Genomic DNA, 20,590 nt, shown 5'->3' on the forward strand with positions numbered 1-20,590 from the left:
TAAGGCCTCAACGATGTAGGAGTGTTCTGATTAACTTGTAATTCACGGATTAACTAAATCCGTCTATTGACACCCCTTCGCGCACACTCTTATCTAGTCGTCAAACGGCACCCGTTAGTTAAATTAACGCGCATTGAACCTGGATAAAAACTCACAGTTTTATTGCCCGCTAATTGACGTTTTTCATTCTTTCGGAAACGGACTTCGCTGCAAGACTTCAAGGAGAGAAACCGATGACCCGCACTTCGCACAACGCCGATCTGGCCGCCCCGACGCTGGCGCCAGGGCAACAAACCGGCATCAATCTGGCAGCCGCCGCACACCTGCTGGTCAACGTACCGCCCTACCCGGACATGGATTGCGGAGACCTGATCGAACTGTTCTGGAACAAATGCTATGTCGCCTCGCGGGTGCTGGCCGCCGAAGATGTCGGCGCCACGGTCAGCCTGCGGGTTCCGGAGAGTTTCATCGCCAGCGGCACTGCACGCATTCACTATCGGCTGATGCAAGTCGGCCAAGGTGCGGCGACCTCGGCGGCGACTCGCGTCGAGGTCAAACTCGACTGCCCCGGCGGCCAGCCTGCCGCCCTGTGCGGGGACGAAAATCAACAACTGGCACCGGTGACGCTCCCCGACAGCATTCGCCGCCAGGGGGTGAATCCGAATCAGATCAAACGCGGCGTGCCGTTGACCATCGAGCCGTATGCGAGCATGGCCGAAGACGACGCCATCACCTTGCGCTGGGGTGATGTGCGCATGGATCTGGCGCCGATCACGGCCGCGGATGTCGGGCTGCCGATTCAGGTCTGGGTGCCACCGGCGATCATCGTTGAAGCCGGAGAAGATCTGCGCCTCGACGTCACTTATTGCATCATCGACCGGGTCGGTAACAACTCACGCTGGGCGCCACCGCGCACGCTGAAGATCGGCTGCGTAAACCCTTATCTGAAAGTCCCGCTGAAACCTGAACTCAAAGCCGCCGAATCCCGCAATCAATGATTCAGTTCCCTGTGGCGAGGGAGCTTGCTCCCGCTCGGCTGCGCAGCAGTCGCAAAACCTGACACGACCATAGAACTGATAAATCTCGGGGTGCAGGTTTCGGGGGCGCTTCGCACCCCGGCGGGAGCAAGCTCCCTCCCCACAGGATCACTCCAGCCATAAAAATTTGTTAACCAAACCGACCACACCCCCTTCTATGCATATTCCTAAAAGTTAGTTTATTTAATATTTATACACGCTTAGGGTATATGAACCGGACCACCGGACATTCTTTCGTTCGCCGCACTTTTGCGGCGTTTTTCATGAGATGTGAGGTAGGTAGTATGGTCCGGAACACAATCACCCCAGTGCAGATCGCCAGGGCATTGCGTGCAGCCAAGGAGCGGCACTGATGTCCAGTCTGGCAGACGCAAACGTCCAGTCGGATCTGGACATCGCCCCACTGTTGTTGCCCGCGCAAGTCTTGCGCAACGACGCCCAAGCCATCAAGGCCGCCCATGAGCTGGCGCAAGTCGCCCGCGTGCAGGCCGCCAAACGCGATCGTCAGCGCAAGTTGCCGTGGTCGGAAATCGAACAGTTCACCCGCAGCGGTTTAGGCAGCATCGCCATCCCGCGCGAATACGGTGGCCCGCAGGTTTCGTTCGTCACATTGGCCGAGGTTTTCGCGATCATTTCCGCCGCCGACCCGGCGCTCGGACAAATCCCGCAGAACCAGTTCGGCATCATCAATCTGGTGCTCGGCAGCGCCACCGAGGAGCAGAAAAAGCAGCTGCTCCAGAGTGTTCTGGAAGGCTGGCGCATCGGCAACGCCGGCCCGGAACGCGGCACCAAAAATACCCTGGAGCTGAAAGCGCGGATCACCGCCGAGGGCGACGATTACGTGATCAACGGCCAGAAGTTCTACTCCACCGGCGCGCTGTTTGCGCACTGGGTCGCGGTGAAAGCGCTCAACGATGACGGCAAGCAAGTACTGGCCTTCGTCCGTCGCGGCACACCGGGATTGCGCATCGTTGATGACTGGTCGGGTTTCGGTCAGCGCACCACCGCCAGCGGCACGATTCTGTTGAACAACGTGCGCGTCGAATCGAGTCTGGTCGTCGACAACTGGAAGATCAACGAAACCCCGAACACTCAAGGCGCGGTGTCGCAGCTGATTCAGGCAGCGATCGACGCCGGCATCGCCCGTGGCGCCATCGACGACGCCATCGATTTCGTCAAAACCCGCGCACGGCCATGGATCGACGCCAAGGTTGATCGCGCCAGCGATGACCTCTACGTGATCGCCGATATCGGCAAACTGAAAATCGAACTGCACGCCGCCGAAGCGCTGCTGCGCAAGGCCGGGCAAGTGCTTGATCAAGTCCACGCTGCGCCGCTCACCGCCGAATCCGCTGCGCGTGCGTCGATCGCCGTGGCCGAAGCGAAAGTGCTGACCACCGAGATCTCCTTGCTCGCCAGCGAGAAGCTTTTCGAACTGGCGGGCAGCCGCGCGACCCTCGCTGAATTCAACCTCGACCGCCACTGGCGCAACGCTCGGGTGCACACGTTGCACGACCCGGTGCGCTGGAAATATCACGCGGTTGGCGCCTATCGCCTCAACGGCACTCTACCGGCTCGCCATTCCTGGATCTGAGACGACCGCACACTTTCTCAAGTGCAATGGAGAAACCTATGACTTTTTCCCATCACGTCGCGGTCATCACCAGCGATGAGCAAGCCCTGATCGTCGCCAGCGACCTGGCCGAAGACTTCAAACGCGACAGCGCCCTGCGCGACCGCGAACGTCGCCTGCCACTGCCGGAACTCGACGTATTTTCCCGCTCGGGCCTGTGGGGCATCAGCGTGCCCAAGGAATACGGCGGCGCTGGCGTGTCCAACGTGACCCTGGCCAAAGTCATCGCCCTGATCGCGCAGGCGGACGGTTCGCTGGGGCAGATTCCGCAGAACCATTTCTACGCACTGGAAGTATTGCGGGTGAATGGCAGCCACCAGCAGAAACAACGGTTGTACACCGAAGTGCTGGCCGGCCAACGTTTCGGCAATGCGCTGGCGGAACTGGGCACGAAAACCGCCCATGACCGCGTCACCAGCCTCAAGCGCGACGGTGATGGCTATCGCATCAACGGTCGCAAGTTCTATTCGACCGGGGCGATTTACGCCCAGCGTATTCCGACTTCCGTGGTCGATGAAAACGGCGTGCAGCAACTGGCCTTCGTCCCGCGTGACAGCCAAGGTCTGAGCGTGATCGACGACTGGAGCGGCTTCGGCCAACGTACCACTGGCAGCGGTTCGGTGGTTTTCGAAGACGTGTATGTCGCCGCCGAAGACGTGATTCCGTTCCAAAGCGCCTTCGAACGCCCGACCACTGTCGGCCCGTTGGCACAGATCCTTCACGCCGCCATCGACACCGGCATCGCCCGCGCCGCTTACGAAGACGCGCTGCACTTTGTGCGCAGCAAGACCCGGCCGTGGATCGATTCGGGCAACGACAAAGCCACCGAAGATCCACTGACACTGAAGAGCTTCGGCCACTTGAGCATTCGTCTGCACGCCACCGAAGCCTTGCTTGAGCGCGCTGGCGAATTCCTCGACGCAGCGCAAGCCGAAAGCAACGCAGACACCGTCGCTGCGGCTTCGATTGCCGTCGCCGAGGCCCGCGCGATCAGCACCGAAATTTCCCTCGCCGCCGGCAGCACGCTGTTCGAACTGGCGGGCAGCCAGGCGACGTTGATCGAACACGGCCTCGACCGCCACTGGCGCAACGCCCGCGTGCATACGCTGCACGATCCGGTGCGCTGGAAGTATCACGCAGTGGGCAATTACTACCTCAACGATGAAAACCCTCCTTTGCGAGGGACGATCTGATGAGCGCGGCGAAAAAGAAAATCCTGCTCAACGCGTTCAACATGAACTGCATCGGCCACATCAACCATGGCCTGTGGACGCATCCGCGCGACACATCCACGCGCTACAACACAATCGAATACTGGACGGAACTGGCGCAGTTGCTTGAGCGCGGGCTATTCGATGGATTGTTCATTGCCGACATCGTCGGCGTGTACGACGTCTACCAAAATTCGATTGATGTGCCGCTGAAAGAGTCGATCCAGCTACCGGTCAACGATCCGTTGCTGCTGGTCTCGGCGATGGCCGCCGTGACCAAAAACCTCGGCTTCGGCCTCACCGCCAACCTGACTTACGAGCCGCCGTATCTGTTCGCCCGACGCATGTCCACGCTCGATCATCTGAGCCGTGGTCGCGTCGGCTGGAACATCGTCACCGGTTACCTGGACAGCGCCGCGAAAGCCATGGGCCTCAACGAGCAAGTCGAACACGACCGTCGCTATGACCAGGCCGACGAATACCTGGAGGTGCTCTACAAACTCTGGGAAGGCAGTTGGGAAAACGGCGCGGTGCTCAATGACCGCGAGCGACGGATCTACGCGCAGCCGGAGAAAGTGCACAAGGTCGAGCACAAGGGCGAGTTCTATCAGGTCGAGGGTTATCACCTCTGCGAGCCGTCACCGCAGCGCACGCCGGTACTGTTTCAGGCCGGCAGCTCCGATCGCGGTTTGCTGTTCGCCGGGCGTCACGCCGAATGCGTGTTCATCAGCGGCCAGAACAAACCGTCGACCAGGGTTCAGGTCGACAAGGTGCGCGCCAGCGCGGTTGAAGCGGGGCGCAATCCTGAGGACATCAAAGTATTCATGGGCCTCAACGTCATCGTCGGCGCGACTGAAGAAGCGGCATGGGCCAAGCACGCCGAGTACCTCAGCTACGCCAGCGCCGAAGCTGGCGTCGCGCATTTTTCCGCCTCGACCGGCATCGATTTTTCCCAGTACGAGATCGACGAACCGATCCAGTACGTGAAGAGCAACGCGATCCAGTCGGCGACCAAGAACCTGCAGAACAACGACTGGACCCGCCGCAAACTGCTCGAGCAACACGCCCTCGGTGGCCGCTATATCACCGTGGTCGGCTCGCCGGAGCAAGTGGCGGACGAGCTGGAATCGTGGATCGCCGAGACCGGCCTCGATGGTTTCAATTTGACCCGGATTGTTACCCCGGAGAGCTATGTCGATTTTATCGAGCTGGTGATTCCGGAGTTGCAGCGGCGCGGGTCGTACAAGACCGCGTATGACAGCGGCAGCCTGCGCGAGAAGCTGTTTCACGGTGAGGCGCACCTACCGGAGCAACACACCGGCTCTTCGTACCGACGCTAAGAGCATCGCTGGCAAGCCAGCTCCCACAAGGTTCTGTGGCGTTCACAAAACCTGTGGGAGCTGGCTTGCCAGCGATGAGGCCGCAACAGACACCACAAACCTTATGCACTGACTGGAAAACCCACCATGACCCAGAAAACCCTGTCCCACCCAGTCAAAGCACTGGCCCTGGCCCTCGGCCTGTTCAGCTCGGCCGTTTTCGCCGCCGACGCACCGCTGAAAATCGGCACCACCGCCGCCTTCGCCATCCCGCTGGAAGCCGCCGTTGAAGAGGCCTCCAAACAAGGTCTGAAAGTCGAGCTGGTGGAGTTCACCGACTGGATCGCGCCGAACGTCAGCCTCGCCGCCGGCGACATTGATGTGAATTACTTCCAGCACATCCCGTTCCTCGAGAACGCCAAAGCCGCGTCCGGTTTTGATCTGGTGCCGTTCGCGCCGGGGATCATCAACAACGTCGGCCTCTACTCGAAAAAATACAAAAGCTTCGATGAGCTGCCAGAAGGCGCCAGCGTCGCCATCGCCAATGACCCGATCAACAGCGGGCGCGGTCTGCAACTGCTGGCCAAGGCCGGTTTGATCACCCTGAAACCGGGCGTCGGCTACAAGGCTACCGAAGACGATATCGTCGCCAACCCGAAGAAAATAAAAATCCTCCAAGTCGAAGCCGTGCAACTGGTACGCGCTTATGACGATGCCGATCTGGTTCAGGGCTATCCGGCCTACATTCGTCTGGCGAAGACTTTCGATGCCGGCTCGGCGTTGCTGTTCGACGGCCTCGACCACAAGGAATACGTGATCCAGTTCGTCATTCAGCCGAAGAGCAAAACCGATCCGCGCCTGATCAAATTCGTCGACATCTACCAGCACTCGCCGGTGGTTCGCGCCGCGCTGGATAAGGCCCACGGCAGGCTGTATCAAGCCGGTTGGGAAAGCTGAGCATGACGGCCGCGATCCAACGGCGACTGGCGATTCCAGAGCCCCACAATGCTGAAAAAACCGAGCTGCACCCTGAGTTGAATCGCGCCCACGTACGCTTCATCGGTCTGGGCAAAACCTACAACGGCCGGCAAGGCCCGGTCGCCGCGTTGCAGGGTATTGATCTGGCGATTTCGCGCGGTGAAGTGTTCGGCATCATCGGCCGCAGCGGCGCCGGCAAGTCGTCGCTGATTCGCACGATCAATCGTCTGGAACAGCCGACCTCGGGGCGGGTGTTGATCGATCAGGTCGACATTGGCGAGTTCAATGAGGACCGTCTGGTAGCGCTGCGCCGACGTATCGGCATGATCTTCCAGCACTTCAATCTGATGTCGGCCAAGACCGTGTGGCAGAACGTCGAGTTGCCGCTGAAGGTGGCGGGTGTGCCGAAAGAGCAGCGCGACAAAAAAGTCCGCGAACTGCTCGAACTGGTCGGTCTGCAAAGCAAGCACAAGGCTTATCCGGCGCAGCTTTCCGGCGGGCAGAAACAACGCGTCGGCATCGCCCGCGCATTGGTGCATGACCCCGACATTCTGCTCTGCGACGAAGCGACTTCGGCGCTCGATCCGGAAACCACGCAATCGATTCTTGGCTTGCTGCGTGAGATCAACCAACGCCTGGGCCTGACCATCGTATTGATTACCCATGAGATGGCCGTGATCCGCGAAATCTGCGACCGCGTGGTGGTGCTCGAACACGGGCAAGTGGTCGAGCAAGGCCCGGTCTGGGAAGTGTTCGGCGACCCGCAGCACGAGGTCAGCCAGACCTTGCTCGCGCCGCTGCAACACGCGTTGCCGGAAGAATTGCAGAGCCGCTTGCACGTGCAAGCGCCCTCTTCCGACGCCGCGGTGGTGCTGCGTTTGCAGTTCACTGGCAGTGCCAGCGACGAACCGGATCTGGCGGCACTTTTTAGCGCGCTCGGTGGCCGGGTGAAGCTGCTTCAGGGCGGTGTAGAACGGATTCAGGGGCATGCGCTGGGGCAACTGCTGCTCGCCGTCAGCGGCTCAGCGTTCAGCGCCGAGCAATTGCGTGAGCGCGCCGCGCAATGGGCGCAACGAGTAGAGGTATTGGGTTATGTGGTTTGATCGCTTGCTGCAAGGCTTTATCGACACCTTCCTGATGGTCGGCGTGTCGTCGCTGATCGCCCTGCTGGTGGGGATTCCCATGGCGGTAATCCTCGTCACCAGCGACAAGGGCGGAATCTACGAAGCGCCGGTGTTGAACCGAGCCTTGGGCGCCTTCGTGAACCTGTTCCGCTCGATCCCGTTTCTGATTCTGATGGTCGCGCTGATTCCGTTCACCCGCTTGATTGTCGGCACCACCTACGGTGTCTGGGCCGCTGTCGTTCCGCTGACGATTGCGGCGACGCCGTTCTTTGCGCGGATTGCCGAGGTGAGTTTGCGTGAGGTGGATCATGGTCTGATCGAGGCTGCGCAAGCGATGGGTTGCCGGCGTTGGCACATTGTCTGGCATGTGTTGCTGCCAGAGGCGCTGCCGGGAATTGTCGGCGGTTTCACCATTACGCTGGTGACGATGATCAACTCATCGGCCATGGCCGGAGCGATTGGCGCCGGTGGTTTGGGCGACATCGCCTATCGCTACGGCTATCAGCGCTTTGACAGCCAGATCATGCTGACAGTGATTGTGTTGCTGGTGGCGTTGGTGGCGGTGATTCAATTGGGTGGGGATCGGTTGGCGCGGGGCCTCAACAAGCGCTGAAGCGAGATCAAAATATCGCAGTCAGTGGCAGCCCCGGCCCGTTTTTCCCTGTCTCCTCCAGGTTCTTCGGAGGAGATCGGAAGTGCGAGCATGGAGTTGCCGCAGGCAATGTCGAATAGTCCCAGGGCTCAACTGTGAACCAGGTTCGCCAGCAACTCGGCAGCGGCGACTCGTGCCCGATGCAGACGCTGCAAGTCATCCGCCGCACAAATGATGCTGTCCGCGTTTCTCGCAGCCATTTGCGCCCTCACTGCCGGGCTTGCATTGAACAGGAACAGCGCCGTTTCGATGTCGTGAATCCCTGCAACGCCGGAGTGCTCGCGCACACCGGCAATGAAGTTGGTGTAAGTCATGCCAAAGGCTTGCAGGTAATCCAGCGTGAGCCGACCTTGCATGATCACCTCGGATACCCCGCGCCACGACGAGTCGTACACGGGTAAAGAACGTTTCAGCGAACGTTGCGCCTTGTCATTCAGATAAAAGAAATCCCGCAGGCTTGGCCCGATACTTTTGAAGCGGCTGATCCGCGCCGTGTGCAAAAATTCATGACCCAAAAGAATGCTGAGTCTGTCTTTCTCCAGGTGAGTCAAGTTGATGAAAACCCGCCCGTGGAAATCATCAAGGTTGACCCAGCCCTGGCGCGACTTGCTATTGGATTGCACGCCAATGATCTTGCTTTCGCCCCATGCGCCTTGATATTCGGCGGCCAGGGCCTGGCCTCGCGTCAACGCCTCGATAAATCGGGGTTTGACCGTCGCATGCGCGCTGCCAAAGTAGCTCGCCAGCAGCGTATCGATATCGGTGTAGTTCGCCCGGAGGGCTGCTTGCGCATCCGCATAGATGCGCTCTACGGCCTGTATTTCCGAGCGCACGAGGGCGGCTTCAGTGGCCGGAAACTGCTTCAAGCCGCGCGCAATCACAACGTCGCCGGCGGCCATCGCGGTTTCGAATCGGTCGTTCAGCCCCTCATGGACAGCGGTGGGCGCATGGTTCTCGGCATTCTGTCGGTCAGCGTCTGCCGGATCGTCTATAGCGGCCAGTGGACGCTCACGTGAAGTGATCGCGGCGTCGGGCGGATTCATAGTGAGTCCGTTGCGGATATCGGCAAGGGGCACCAGGGGTGCGGGTTTCCAGGTCAAGGTTGCGCGGTCGAGTATCAGTAGCGGACCCGGGGCCAATTCTGTCGCCAGGTGGGCCCGGCAGGTCGCCGTCCCGGAAATCTTGCGCACCAGCACTACGCCACCCTGCTCAAGATTGACGAAATAACGCCCTTTGTAGGTCCGGTAACCGTCGCTGTCCACCGCTGCCGACGCGGGCAACCCGTTGAGCAGGTAACGCTCCATCGACAGCACATCGGAGTTGGACGACTTGAGCTGATCGGCTCGATGGTTGTCGCTGACGAGGTGATTGAAGTGCACGGCTGCCGTAGCGATGACCGCTGACTCGCCTGCAACCGTAAGGTGTGGAACCTTGGCCGGCGGCCCGTCGTCAGCGGAGGTTGCAGCGGGGCGTAACCGCGGCGGTTGGGCTTGTGCAACCGTGCGCCCGGGCACAGTGGGGGTGCCGGGTTTGCGAACAGTGACCATGAACAATTCCTTTGATGGGTGAGTGCCCCTGGAAAAAATCAGGGCAGACAGCGCGACAGTCGTCTATCGCGCAGGCGTCATTTCAATCGAATACCCATCAGCGGGTGCGGTACATGTATATGGCATGCAGGCGTTGTTTTTGTGCTGCCTCAATGCGACAGGCACGGCTGAAAGCTTTCCTCGTTCAAGGGCGAAAGCGCTTATAGTCAGGCCATCTTCCCTCGCCCATGCAGCCCGACCATGAAGCAGACCCCCACCGATCTCGAACAGATCACCGCCACCACCCTCGGCCACTACAACTCAGTGGCCGAAGATTTTCGTGAAGGCACTCGCGATCACGATGTCAGCCAGAACATCGATGCGTTGCTGCGGCATATTCACGGTCCAGCGCCCTTCACGATTCTGGATTTCGGCTGCGGTCCGGGCCGGGATTTGCAGACGTTCACGCGCCTGGGCCACGTTGCGGTCGGGCTCGATGGCTCGCAGGAATTTGCGCGCATGGCGCGTGAGGACAGTGGCTGTGAGGTGTTGCAGCAGGACTTTCTGAAGCTTGATCTGCCGGCAGAACGCTTCGACGGGATCTTTGCCAATGCGGTGTTGTTTCATGTGCCGTTGCAGGAATTGCCACGGGTGCTCGGGCAGTTGTATGGCACGTTGAAACCGGGTGGCGTGTTGTTCAGTTCCAATCCGCGTGGGGATAATCGTGAGGGCTGGAACGGGCCACGTTATGGCTCGTATCACGATCTGGCAGCGTGGCAAGGGTTGTTGACGGCGGCGGGGTTTGTCGAGCTGGAGCATTACTTCCGGCCGGCGGGGCTGCCGCGAGAGCAGCAGCCTTGGTTGGCCAGCGTCTGGCGCAAGCGTTGAGTCAGAAAAAACCCTCATCGGAACGCCGCCCGCCCAGCCCTCTCCCGGAGGTAGAGGGAGCCGATTGGGGGATATTCAAGAAGTACGCCGACCGGATCTAACGTCGCTGAATCCATAATCGACCCGATCGTTCAGGTCGATGGACAGCATCAGACGCCTCGGTCAGTCCCCTCTCCCCCCGGGAGAGGGTTAGGGTGAGGGCCGTTGTTGACTTGATCCTTTTTCGGTTCGCGAATCTTGTACCAGGCCACATACAGCGCCGGCAGGAACAACAGCGTCAACAACGTCGCCACGACAATCCCGCCAATCATCGCGTAGGCCATTGGCCCCCAGAACACTTCCCGGGCGATCGGGATCATGCCCATGCTCGCCGCGGCAGCGGTCAGCAGGATCGGCCGGCGCCGGTGTTCGGTTGCCTCCACCACTGCATCCCACGGCGCATAGCCCTTCTTCTCGAACTCGTCGATCTGCGTCACCAGAATCACCGAGTTACGGATGATGATGCCGATCAGCGCGAGAATCCCCAGAATCGCCACGAAACCCATTGGCGTACCGGTCGGCACCAGCGCCAGGACCACGCCGATCAGCCCCAGCGGCGCGACACTGGCGACGAGGAACATCTTCTGCACGCTGTGCAACTGGATCATCAGGAAGGTCGCCATCAAAAACAGCATCAATGGCAGAACCTTGGCAATCGGCCCTTGGGCCTTGCCGCTCTCCTCGACCGTACCGCCGGTGGCGACTTTGTAGCCGACCGGCAGTTTTTCGGCGAAGGCATCAATCGACGGCTTGAGGATTTTCACCAGATCGGTCGGCTGGATCTCGTCGCGCACCGACGCCTTGATGGTAATGGTCGGCAAACGATCGCGACGCCACACCAGCGGCTGCTCCAGTTCATAACGCACAGTGGCGAACGCCAATAGCGGAATCGACGTGCCGCTCGGCGTGACGATCTGCAGGTTCTGCAGAGTCTCCGGCGTGCCACGTTCGGAATCCACCGCGCGGCCGACCACGTTGATCAGGTAGATATCGTCATCGACCTGGGTCAACGGCGAGCCACTGACGATGCTGTTCATCAGCTTCGCCACGTCTTCGGAGGACAGCCCGAGTTGGCGCGCCTTGTCTTGCGCGATATCGATGCGCAGGACTTTGCCCGGCTCGTTCCAGTCGTAAATGATCTCGCCGATGTGCGAGTTCTTGTCCAGTTCGGTAGCGAGGTCGATGGCGTGTTTGCGCACTTGATCGATGTCCTTGCCGCTGACCCGGTACTGGATCGGACGTCCCACCGGCGGGCCCATTTCCAGTGCCTGCACGTAGCTGCCGATACCGACGAACTCTTTGCGCAAGCGCTCACGCAGCCTTTCACTCAGCGCCTCGCGGGACTCGAAGTCTTTACTGACGATCACCAGTTGCGCGTAGTACGGGTTCTGCAATTGCTGGTCGAGCGGCAGGTAGAAACGGATCGCGCCCTGACCGATGTAGGTACTCCAGCGCACGATGTCCGGGTCGCCCTTGAGCGTCGCTTCGAGCTTGTCGACGGCTTTGCGGGTTTCATCGATCGAGGCGTTTTGCGGCAGGTTCAGGTCGACCAGAATTTCCGGGCGATCCGAGGACGGGAAGAACTGGTTCTGCACGAAGCGCATGCAAAACACCGCCAGCACGAACAGCAGCACGGTAATGCCAATCGCCCACCAACGGTTGCGCATCGCCCACAGCAGCCCGCCATTGAACGCGCGACCGATGCGCCCCGGCTCGGCTTCATGGGGTTTCACGTTGGCACTGAGGATGTGCACACCGATCACCGGGGCGAAGAACACCGCCACCACCCACGACACCAGCATTGCCACGGCGATTACCGCGAACAGGGTGAAGGTGTACTCACCGGCGGAGCTGGCATTGAGGCCAATCGGCACGAAACCGGCCACCGTCACCAGCGTACCGGTGAGCATCGGGAACGCCGTCGAGGTGTAGGCGAACGTCGCCGCCTGCTCGCGGGTTTCGCCCATTTCCAGGCGCGTGACCATCATCTCCACGGTGATCATCGCGTCGTCGACCAACAGGCCAAGGGCGATGATCAGTGCGCCGAGGGAAATCCGCTGCATGGTGATGCCGCTGTATTCCATGAACACAAAGACCATCGCCAGCACCAACGGAATCGAGCAGGCCACCACCAGACCGGCGCGCACGCCAAGGCTGATGAAGCTCACCACCAGCACGATGATCACTGCTTCGAACAGCGCGCTGGTAAAGCCGCCGACGGCCTCTTCCACCACCACCGCCTGATCGGACACCGTGTGCACGCCAACGCCGACCGGCAAGTCCGCCGTCAGTTGGTCGATGCGCGCGTGCAAGGCCTTACCGAACTCCTGGACGTTGCCGCCCTTCTGCATGGCAATTGCCAGGCCAATGGCCGGTTTGCCATCGAAGCGGAATTCCGGGGTGGCCGGATCGACATAACCACGACTGATCTCGGCAATATCGGCCAGACGATAGAAGCGGTCATTGAGCTTGAGATTGACCTCGGCCAGATCCTTCTCCGAGGCGAACTGCCCCGAGGTGCGCACGGAAATTCGCTCCGGTCCGGCCTCGATCACACCCGCCGGGGTCACGGCGTTCTGTGATTGCAGGCTTTCCACCACTTGGCGCTGGTCGATGCCCAGCGCGGCGAGTTTGCGCGTGGAGAAGTTCAGGTAAATCACTTCGTCCTGCTGGCCGACCATTTCGATCTTGCCCAGCCCCGGCACGTTACGGATCTCGGCGCGCGCCTGCTCGACGTAATCGCGTAACTGGCGCATGGTCAGGCCATCAGCAGTAAACGCATACACCGAACCGAATACATCACCGAACTCGTCGTTGAATCCCGGCCCCTGAATCCCTTGGGGAAACTGCCCGCGAATGTCGTCGATCTTCTTGCGCACCTGATACCAGATTTCCGGGATGTCCTTGGCACTGGTGGTGTCGCGCAGGTACACGTACACCGTCGATTCACCGGGGCGCGTATAACTTTTCACGTAATCGAGCGAATCGAGTTCTTCGAGTTTTTTCTCGATGCGGTCGGTGACCTGCTTAAGGGTTTCTTCCTGGGTCGCGCCCGGCCATTTGGTCTGGATCACCATGGTTTTGATGGTGAAGGACGGGTCTTCCTCTCGGCCCAGATTAAAGTACGAAAACACGCCCATCAGCAACGCAACGAACATCAGATACCAGACGAAAGACTGATGTTTGAGGGCCCATTCGGAGAGGTTGAAAGAGCCTTTCATTGACTGTCCTCGTCAAGTTTTACCGATTGTCCGGGTTTGAGACTGTTGACGCCGGCGCTGACCACACGCTCGCCGTTCTTCACGCCACCCGCCAGTACGACGCTGTTGTCGGTACGGCTGATGACCGTGACATCGCGGGGGCTGACGGTTTTGTTTTGCGTATCGATTACCCAGATTCGCGGTTTGCCATCGACCTCCTGCAACGCCGTGGCAGGCAATTCGATGCGCGGTTTGATCGCCGAACTCAAGGTCACGCTGATTGCCGTGCCGAGGCGAAAGCCGTCCGGCGTGTCGGCCAGGGTCAGGCGCGCCCGTCGTGTGCGCGTAGCGCTTTGCGCCTGCGGCTCGATTTCGCGGATGACCGCTGTGGTGTTGATGCTCGGATCGAGTTGCGCGGCCACCGAGAACACCACGTCGCTGGGGATTTGATCGACCAGGGTATCGGGCAGATCGATCACCGCTTCCTTGATGTCCGGTTGCGCCAGCGTCACTACTTGCTGGCCGGCCGTAACGACCTGTCCGGCCTCGGCGTTCCACGCGGTGACCACGGCGCGGTGGTCGGAGCGCAGCTCGGTGTAGCCGAGTTGATCCTTGCTCTGGTTGACCGCCGCACGCGCCTGATCCAGCGAGGCCTGGGTGGTTTTCAGATCGGTGGTGGCGATGTCCAGTTGTGCCTGTGCACCGACGCCGCGATCAAACAAAGCCTGCTGGCGGCGCGCGTTGGCTTGCGCGTTGATCAGTTGCGCCTGGACCTTGGCCAGATCGCCCTGGGCCGAGCGCAACTGGTTTTGCTGATCGGACGGGTCGAGGGTGGCGAGCAGCGTGCCCTTCTCTACCTCGGCGCCGACATCGACGTTACGGCTGGCAATACGGCCACCGACGCGGAAACCGGTGTTGCTCTCGTAACGCGCCTGAATGCTGCCGGCAAAGCGCCCGAGGTTTTCCTCGTTCAACGCTTCGACCTTGACTGACAGCACCGGGCGCACCGGCTCCGGTGGCGGCTCTTTCTTCGAGCAGGCGGCCAACAACACGGCAACGGGTAACAGCCACAAAGACTTCATGGCTGTGCTCCCGGTTGCAGATCCTTGTAGGTGTTTTCGGCAATCTCGACTTTCATCCCCGGGTGCAACAATTGCCCGCCAGCGACGATGACTTTCTCGCCACCCTTGAGGCCTTCGCTGATGATGACTTTGCCGGTCAGGTAACGACCGACCGTGACGGTGTGCAGTTGCGCCTCGCCCTTGTCGTCGACCATCCACACTGCCGGATCGCTGATGTTCTTGGTCAGCGCCGACCACGGCAGCTCAACCGCTGATTTGCCCGAGCCTTTGGCCGTGGCACTGACCACCGAACCGAGCTGCATGCCCGGCGGCAGTTTGTCGAGGGTGACTTTGACTTGCACGGTGCCGGACTGCGCCGACACCGCCGGGGTGACTTCGCGCACGGTGCCGGTGGTTTTGATTTCGGGGTTGTCGAGCAGGCTGACGGTGATCTTGTTATCCGTGGGGCGCTCGGCGAGCAACGATTCATAAACGTTGAACACCGCATCGCGGTCGCCATCGCGGGCCAGACTAAAAATCGGCGCGGTGGCCTGCACCACTTGACCGACTTCGGCCTGACGCTCAGTGATAACGCCCGGCGCGTCAGCGATCAGTGAGGTGTAACTGAGTTGATCCTTGGCATTGGCCAGTTGCGCTTGCGCCGCGCTCAAGGCGCTCTGGCTGCTGCGCAACGCGGCTTGGGCGGAATCGTATTCGCTCTGGCTGGTGTAGCCCTTGGGCAACAGTTTTTGCTGACGCACGAAGGCCGCCGCACTTTGTTTCACCCGGGCTTGTTCGGCGACGACCTGGGCCTGGGCCGAGTCGACGTTGGTCTGCAAATCCTTGGGGTCGAGTTTGGCCAGCACTTGCTTGGCGGTGACGCGGTCACCGACGTCGACCATACGCTGGATGATCTTGCCGCCGACGCGGAACGACAATTCGGTCTGCACGCGCGCCTGCACGTCACCGGTCAATGTCACCGAAGCCGCGTAATCCGCGGGTTTGACTTCCTGTACAAAGACCCTTGGCAAGTATTCCTGCGCGGGTTTCTTGTCGCCGCAAGCGGTCAGCAAGGCCATGGCACTGAGGGCCACCACCACTTTCAATCCGGGACCCGCCATGCAGACTCCTTGGCATTTTTCGAGACTATCGGGACGATACGACTTCAGAGCTTAGAACAGGGTTCCCGGCTTGCACGTTGGTCTTATGAAGAAAAAGCCTGGCACGCCGCTAACGGTTATCCTGTTGGCTGTCAGCCGCACCTGAAAAAGGACGTCCATGCTCAACACTCTGGCAGTGGCCAATTACCGTTCGATCAACAAACTGGTGATCCCGCTGGGCCGGCTGAACCTGATCACCGGCCCCAACGGCAGCGGCAAATCCAACCTCTACCGGGCCTTGCGCCTGTTGGCGGAAACCGCGCAGGGCGGCGTGGTCAATGCGCTGGCCCGTGAGGGTGGGCTGGATTCGACCTTCTGGGCCGGGCCGGAAACCCTCAGTCGGCGCATGCGCAACGGCGAAGTGCCCATTCAGTCGACGGTGCGCCAAGGTGTGAAGCGCCTGCGTCTGGGATTTGCCGGGGAGGATTTCAGTTACTCGATCAGCCTCGGCCTGCCCGATTCCAACGGGCATTTCATGCTGCCCGAACATTCGCACCCCATACCCTCGCGCTTCAGCCTCGACCCGCAGATCAAGCGCGAATGCATCTGGGCCGGCCCGCATTACCGGCCCGCCAGCCTGTTGGTGGATCGTGACGGGCCGATGATCCGCGTACGCGCCGAGCGTAAATGGGATGTGCTGGCACAGCACACGCCGAATTTCGACAGCCTGTTCGATCAGGTCGGCAGCCTGCGCAGCTCGCCGGAAGTGTTTCAGATGCGCGAGTTCATTCGCCGCTGGCGCTTCTACGATCACTTTCGCAGCGATGCCGACGCGCCGGTGCGTCAACCGCAACTGGGCACGCGCACGCCGGTGCTGCATCACGACGGTCGGGATCTGGCGGCGGCGTTGCAGACCATCATCGAGATTGGTGATGGCGACGCGATGCGTGCGGCAATTACCGATGCGTTTCCGGGTGCACGCGTGCATATCGAAGCGCAGGCCGGTGGACGCTTTGCCATCGAGTTTTATCAGGAAGGCTTGTTGCGGCCGTTGTCGGCGGCGGAGTTGTCGGACGGCACGTTGCGCTATCTGCTGCTGGTCGCGGCGTTACTGACGCCACGGCCACCGTCATTGATGGTACTGAACGAGCCGGAAACCAGTCTGCATCCGGATCTAATGCCGGCGTTGGCACGGTTGATCATTCGTGCGTCTGAGCAGTGTCAGGTGTGGGTGGTGTCGCATGCGCGGCGGTTGATTTCGGCGTTGCAGGAAGATCCGGAATGCAATTGCATCGTTTTGGAGAAGACACTGGGGCAGACCGGGATTGTCGGGCAGCGGGTGCTGGATGAGCCGGCGTGGCATTGGCCGGATTGAGTGCTTCGGTCAAAAGCCCCTCACCCTAACCCTCTCCCAGAGGGAGAGGGGACTGACCGAATTGGTCTTTCGAGTTACGCCGACATGAAAGTCTCGAGTTGAACTCAGGTTTTGAAAAGCCCAAAGATCGGCTCCCTCTCCTTCGGGAGAGGGCTGGGGTGAGGGGCAGGCCTCACCACCGACTCAACAGACAATCACCCCTGCCACTTGCCCCCTTCGACAATCACGCTCTCAGGCTTGGTGTCATCGCTCAGTTCCTTACGCACATATTGGTCATACAGCTTGAGCAGATACTTCTCCTCACCCAGCTTGGCCAGCTCGGTATTCACCCAGTCACGCAACTCGATATTGCCCTTCTTCACCGCCGGCGCAATCGGCGCTTCGGCACCGAGCTTTTCATCAAGCACGCGATAGCCCGGGTTCTGCTTGGCCCAGCTGAACAGCACCAGATTGTCCTGTGCATAAGCATCGCCACGCCCATTGGCCAAGGCTTGCAGCGACTCGGAGTTTTTCTCGAACTTCAGCAGTTTCCAGTCCGGGTGATTCTTGGTCAGCCAGATATCGGCAGTCGTGCCCGTGGTGACGATGGTGGTGCGGGTCGCCAGATCATCGAGGGTTTTCACCGGGCTGCTTTGCGGCACCAGTGCCTGCACCGCAACCTTGAGGTTCGGGTTGGTGAATTCCACCGCTTCCTTGCGCTCCGGGGTCACGGTCATGTTGGCGAGGATCAGGTCGACCTTATCGCTTTGCAGGAACGGAATACGGCTCGCCGGCTCAACGGCAACGAACTCGACCTTGTTTTCATCGCCGAGCAGATCCTTGGCGAAACGGCGCCCAATGTCGGTATCGAAACCGACGTAACGCCCTGCTTCATCGACGAAACCGAAGGGCGGTTTATCGGTAAACACGCCGACAATCAGTTTGTCGCGAGCCTTGATCTTGTCCAGGTAACCGGCCGGCGCGGTGCTTTCGCTGGCGACTTTCGGCTTCGGCGGTTCTTCGGTTTTGCTGCAACCGGCAAGCAAGGCAAGGCTCAATAGGGGCAGTAAAAAAGCGGCAGTTTTCATAACAGTTCCAGTTCCTTTGTCGGATTCGTTTTTGGCAGTGTTGCCACGAAGGAGAACTTCTCCAGAAACTGCTGCGCGCGTGCGGTTTGCGGGTTCGTAAAGAAAATCTCGGGCGGGTTCTGTTCAAGGATGCGCCCGGCATCCATGAACACGATGCGGTCGGCCACCGCGCGGGCGAAGGCCATTTCATGGGTGACGATCAACAGGGTCATGCCCTCACGAGCCAGGCCCTGAATGACCTGCAGCACTTCCTTGACCATCTCCGGATCGAGGGCGGCGGTGACTTCGTCGAAGAGCATCACCCGTGGATTCATGCACAGCGAACGGACGATGGCGATGCGTTGCTGCTGGCCGCCGGAGAGCTGACGCGGGAACGCATCGCGCTTGTCTGCCAGGCCGACGCGTTCGAGCAGCGCTTCGGCTTGTTGCTGTGCTTCGCGGCGTTGACGCTTCTGCACCTTGAGCGGGCCGAGCAGCAAGTTGTCGAGCACACTCATGTGCGGAAACAGGTGATAACTCTGGAACACCATGCCGATCTGCTGGCGGATCTCGCGCCAGTCGGTGGCCTTGTCCAGCAGCTCACGGCCGACAAATTTCAGGCTGCCGCTGTGGGCCTGTTCCAGACCGTTGAGGCAACGCAGCAAGGTGCTTTTGCCGCAACCGCTGGGGCCGAGGATGACGATCACTTCACCGCTCTGCACCTGCAGATCAATGCTGTTGAGCACCTGTTGCTCGCCGTAAAATTTGTTGAAACCGTGAAACTCGATCAATGCGCTCATGCTTGCGTCCAGCGCCGCTCCAGCACGCGCGAGGCGGCCGAGAGCGGGTAGCAGATGAAGAAGAAAAACAGGAACAGTGCGCCGTAGATCAGCACCGATTCGTAGGTGCGCTCGATGATCTGCTGGCCGACCTTGATCACATCCACCACGCCGATCAGCACCGCCAGCGAACTGGTCTTGATGATCCGCGTGTAGACGTTGATGGTCGGTGGCGTCATGCGTTTCAGCGCTTGCGGCAGCAACACGTAGCCGTAGAGTTGCGCGGCGTTCAGACCGATCGACAGCCCTGCTTCACGCTGCCCGCGTGGCAACGAATGCAGAGCGCCGCGCGCCACTTCGCCCACTTCGCTGGCGCCCCACAGCGACAGCACCATTACCGCGCACCAGAAACTCGGAATGCTCAGGCCGAAGAAAATCGGCAAGCCGAAGAACAGCAGGTACAGCCAGACCAGCACCGGAATCGCCCGGAACAGCTCCAGATACACCCGCAAAATCGCGTTGAGCCACGTCACGTTCAACGTGCGCAACACGCCGTAGAGCACGCCACCGATGGTGCTGATGGCGATGCTCAGAAATGAGATCGACAAGGTTTGCCCGGCACCCTTGGCCAGTTGCGGCAACGACACCCAAAGCAATTCAAGACCCGAACTGGCCATGCTGGAGCCTCCTTTCCAGACGGCTGAGCAACAGCGACAGGGGCAAAAACAACAGCACGCAGATCAGCGTCAGCACAGCGAGCATTTCGTAGGTTTTATAATAGAGCGCGATGTAGCTCTTGGTGGTGTAGAGGATTTCCGGCACCGCCACCGCCGAGACCACGGTGGTTTCCTTGAGCAGAAAAATGAAATTGGCGAACAACGACGGCAGGCTGAGGATTCCCGCTTGCGGCAGGATCACGTAGCGCAGCAATTGGCCGTGGGACAGACCGATCGAACGCCCCGACTCCAGTTGCGCCTGCGGCACCGCATCAACGCCGGCGCGCAGCACTTCAGTCAGATAAGCGCCGCCGAGGAAGGTCATGGTGATGATCGCGGCAGTGAAACCGGACACCTGAATCCCCACGGCCGGCAAGGCGAAGTAGACGAAAAACAACTGGATCAGCAGCGGCGTGTTGCGCGCCAGTTCCACGTACAGGCCGACCAGTTTTTGCAGGTAGGGCGTGCGGAACACCAGAATCGTCGCGTTGAGCAGCGCCACCAGCAACGAGGTGCCAATAGCGATGAATCCGACCTGCAGCGTCACGCCCACGGCTTTGAGAAACGCCGGCAGGGTGCTGAGGATAAATGCGTAATCGAAAGTCATGAAACGTCCTGGACGCCACTCGGTAAGCGGCGGTGATGCAGTCCATGGGCAGCGGATGGCTGTCCGGCAAGCATCGACTTTATAGGTATAAAAACCAGAATTTAAATACCGTTAAAGCATATTGATATCACCCAAAAAACTATCTTGTGGGTTTGCCGGGAAGGAATAAGAAGGCTATTTTCCTTTGCGCTGTAGGACGGATCTTTTTTTCACGAAAGCCCTCCAAGGATGAACAGCTTTTGGCCAGACTCCCCCGGCCAAACCCATAACAAGGAAGAGAACATGGACGTAAAAGTGCC

General features: G+C 60.0%; 17 protein-coding genes. 9 read left to right on the forward strand and 8 right to left on the reverse strand.

Translation table 11 applies throughout. The annotated features are described in order from the left end of the window. Positions 1 to 233 precede the first annotated feature (233 nt). The 7 genes from WA225_RS06840 (at position 234) to WA225_RS06870 (ending at position 7,915) form a co-directional block, all read left to right on the forward strand. Positions 234 to 998, forward strand: coding sequence for a hypothetical protein (locus WA225_RS06840; RefSeq protein ID WP_422607346.1), 765 nt, complete (start codon positions 234 to 236; stop codon positions 996 to 998). Positions 999 to 1,389: 391 nt separating this feature from the next. Then, on the forward strand, positions 1,390 to 2,631 hold the full coding sequence (locus WA225_RS06845) for an SfnB family sulfur acquisition oxidoreductase (protein ID WP_422607347.1): 1,242 nt from the start codon (positions 1,390 to 1,392) through the stop codon (positions 2,629 to 2,631). A 38-nt stretch (positions 2,632 to 2,669) separates the two neighbouring features. Next, positions 2,670 to 3,863: an SfnB family sulfur acquisition oxidoreductase gene (locus tag WA225_RS06850; protein ID WP_422607348.1), complete on the forward strand. Its 1,194-nt coding sequence runs from the start codon at positions 2,670 to 2,672 to the stop codon at positions 3,861 to 3,863. Then, positions 3,863 to 5,221 carry an LLM class flavin-dependent oxidoreductase gene (locus tag WA225_RS06855; RefSeq protein WP_422607349.1) on the forward strand — a complete coding sequence of 453 codons (1,359 nt, stop codon included), beginning with the start codon at positions 3,863 to 3,865 and terminating at the stop codon, positions 5,219 to 5,221. The genes WA225_RS06850 and WA225_RS06855 overlap by 1 nt, the downstream gene beginning before the upstream one ends. Positions 5,222 to 5,347: 126 nt before the next feature. Continuing rightward, complete coding sequence (locus tag WA225_RS06860) at positions 5,348 to 6,157, forward strand: MetQ/NlpA family ABC transporter substrate-binding protein (protein WP_422607350.1); 810 nt, start codon at positions 5,348 to 5,350, stop codon at positions 6,155 to 6,157. Positions 6,158 to 6,159: 2 nt separating this feature from the next. Further along, positions 6,160 to 7,281, forward strand: coding sequence for a methionine ABC transporter ATP-binding protein (locus tag WA225_RS06865; RefSeq protein WP_422607351.1), 1,122 nt, complete (start codon positions 6,160 to 6,162; stop codon positions 7,279 to 7,281). Then, the gene (locus WA225_RS06870; RefSeq protein ID WP_034151854.1) at positions 7,271 to 7,915 is read left to right on the forward strand and encodes a methionine ABC transporter permease; all 645 of its coding nucleotides are present in this window, start codon (positions 7,271 to 7,273) and stop codon (positions 7,913 to 7,915) included. Before WA225_RS06865 ends, WA225_RS06870 begins: the two co-directional genes overlap by 11 nt. A gap of 128 nt (positions 7,916 to 8,043) precedes the next feature. Here WA225_RS06870 and WA225_RS06875 read toward each other — a convergent pair whose 3' ends face one another. Beyond that, positions 8,044 to 9,501, reverse strand: a complete 1,458-nt coding sequence (locus tag WA225_RS06875; RefSeq protein ID WP_422607352.1) for a hypothetical protein — start codon at positions 9,499 to 9,501, stop codon at positions 8,044 to 8,046. A gap of 240 nt (positions 9,502 to 9,741) precedes the next feature. Between WA225_RS06875 and WA225_RS06880 the strand changes: the two genes are divergently transcribed. Next, the gene (locus tag WA225_RS06880; protein ID WP_422607353.1) at positions 9,742 to 10,368 is read left to right on the forward strand and encodes a class I SAM-dependent methyltransferase; all 627 of its coding nucleotides are present in this window, start codon (positions 9,742 to 9,744) and stop codon (positions 10,366 to 10,368) included. A gap of 149 nt (positions 10,369 to 10,517) precedes the next feature. Here the strand turns inward: WA225_RS06880 and WA225_RS06885 are convergent, their stop codons facing one another. Genes WA225_RS06885 through WA225_RS06895 form a run of 3 tightly spaced genes read right to left on the reverse strand, consistent with a single transcriptional unit; the run spans position 10,518 to position 15,789 of the window. Beyond that, positions 10,518 to 13,628: an efflux RND transporter permease subunit gene (locus WA225_RS06885; protein WP_422607354.1), complete on the reverse strand. Its 3,111-nt coding sequence runs from the start codon at positions 13,626 to 13,628 to the stop codon at positions 10,518 to 10,520. Further along, positions 13,625 to 14,689, reverse strand: a complete 1,065-nt coding sequence (locus tag WA225_RS06890; protein WP_422607355.1) for an efflux RND transporter periplasmic adaptor subunit — start codon at positions 14,687 to 14,689, stop codon at positions 13,625 to 13,627. Before WA225_RS06890 ends, WA225_RS06885 begins: the two co-directional genes overlap by 4 nt. After that, positions 14,686 to 15,789, reverse strand: a complete 1,104-nt coding sequence (locus WA225_RS06895; RefSeq protein WP_422607356.1) for an efflux RND transporter periplasmic adaptor subunit — start codon at positions 15,787 to 15,789, stop codon at positions 14,686 to 14,688. Before WA225_RS06895 ends, WA225_RS06890 begins: the two co-directional genes overlap by 4 nt. A gap of 157 nt (positions 15,790 to 15,946) precedes the next feature. Here WA225_RS06895 and WA225_RS06900 point away from each other — a divergent pair, with 157 nt between their 5' ends. Then, a complete protein-coding gene (locus WA225_RS06900; protein WP_422607357.1) occupies positions 15,947 to 17,143 on the forward strand; it encodes an AAA family ATPase in 1,197 nt (398 codons plus the stop codon). A gap of 194 nt (positions 17,144 to 17,337) precedes the next feature. On the opposite strand, the gene WA225_RS06905 is transcribed toward WA225_RS06900, so the two are convergent. Genes WA225_RS06905 through WA225_RS06920 form a run of 4 tightly spaced genes read right to left on the reverse strand, consistent with a single transcriptional unit; the run spans position 17,338 to position 20,291 of the window. Next, positions 17,338 to 18,210, reverse strand: a complete 873-nt coding sequence (locus WA225_RS06905) for a transporter substrate-binding domain-containing protein (RefSeq protein WP_422607358.1) — start codon at positions 18,208 to 18,210, stop codon at positions 17,338 to 17,340. Continuing rightward, entirely contained in the window at positions 18,207 to 18,989 is a 783-nt protein-coding gene (locus WA225_RS06910) for an amino acid ABC transporter ATP-binding protein (RefSeq protein ID WP_422607359.1), read from the reverse strand. The genes WA225_RS06905 and WA225_RS06910 overlap by 4 nt, the downstream gene beginning before the upstream one ends. Further along, a complete protein-coding gene (locus WA225_RS06915; protein WP_422607360.1) occupies positions 18,986 to 19,645 on the reverse strand; it encodes an amino acid ABC transporter permease in 660 nt (219 codons plus the stop codon). The genes WA225_RS06910 and WA225_RS06915 overlap by 4 nt, the downstream gene beginning before the upstream one ends. Continuing rightward, entirely contained in the window at positions 19,626 to 20,291 is a 666-nt protein-coding gene (locus WA225_RS06920) for an amino acid ABC transporter permease (protein WP_008083580.1), read from the reverse strand. The genes WA225_RS06915 and WA225_RS06920 overlap by 20 nt, the downstream gene beginning before the upstream one ends. Positions 20,292 to 20,590 lie beyond the last annotated feature (299 nt).

The sequence above is a fragment of the Pseudomonas sp. genome, assembly GCF_049300855.1.
Lineage (GTDB): Bacteria > Pseudomonadota > Gammaproteobacteria > Pseudomonadales > Pseudomonadaceae > Aquipseudomonas.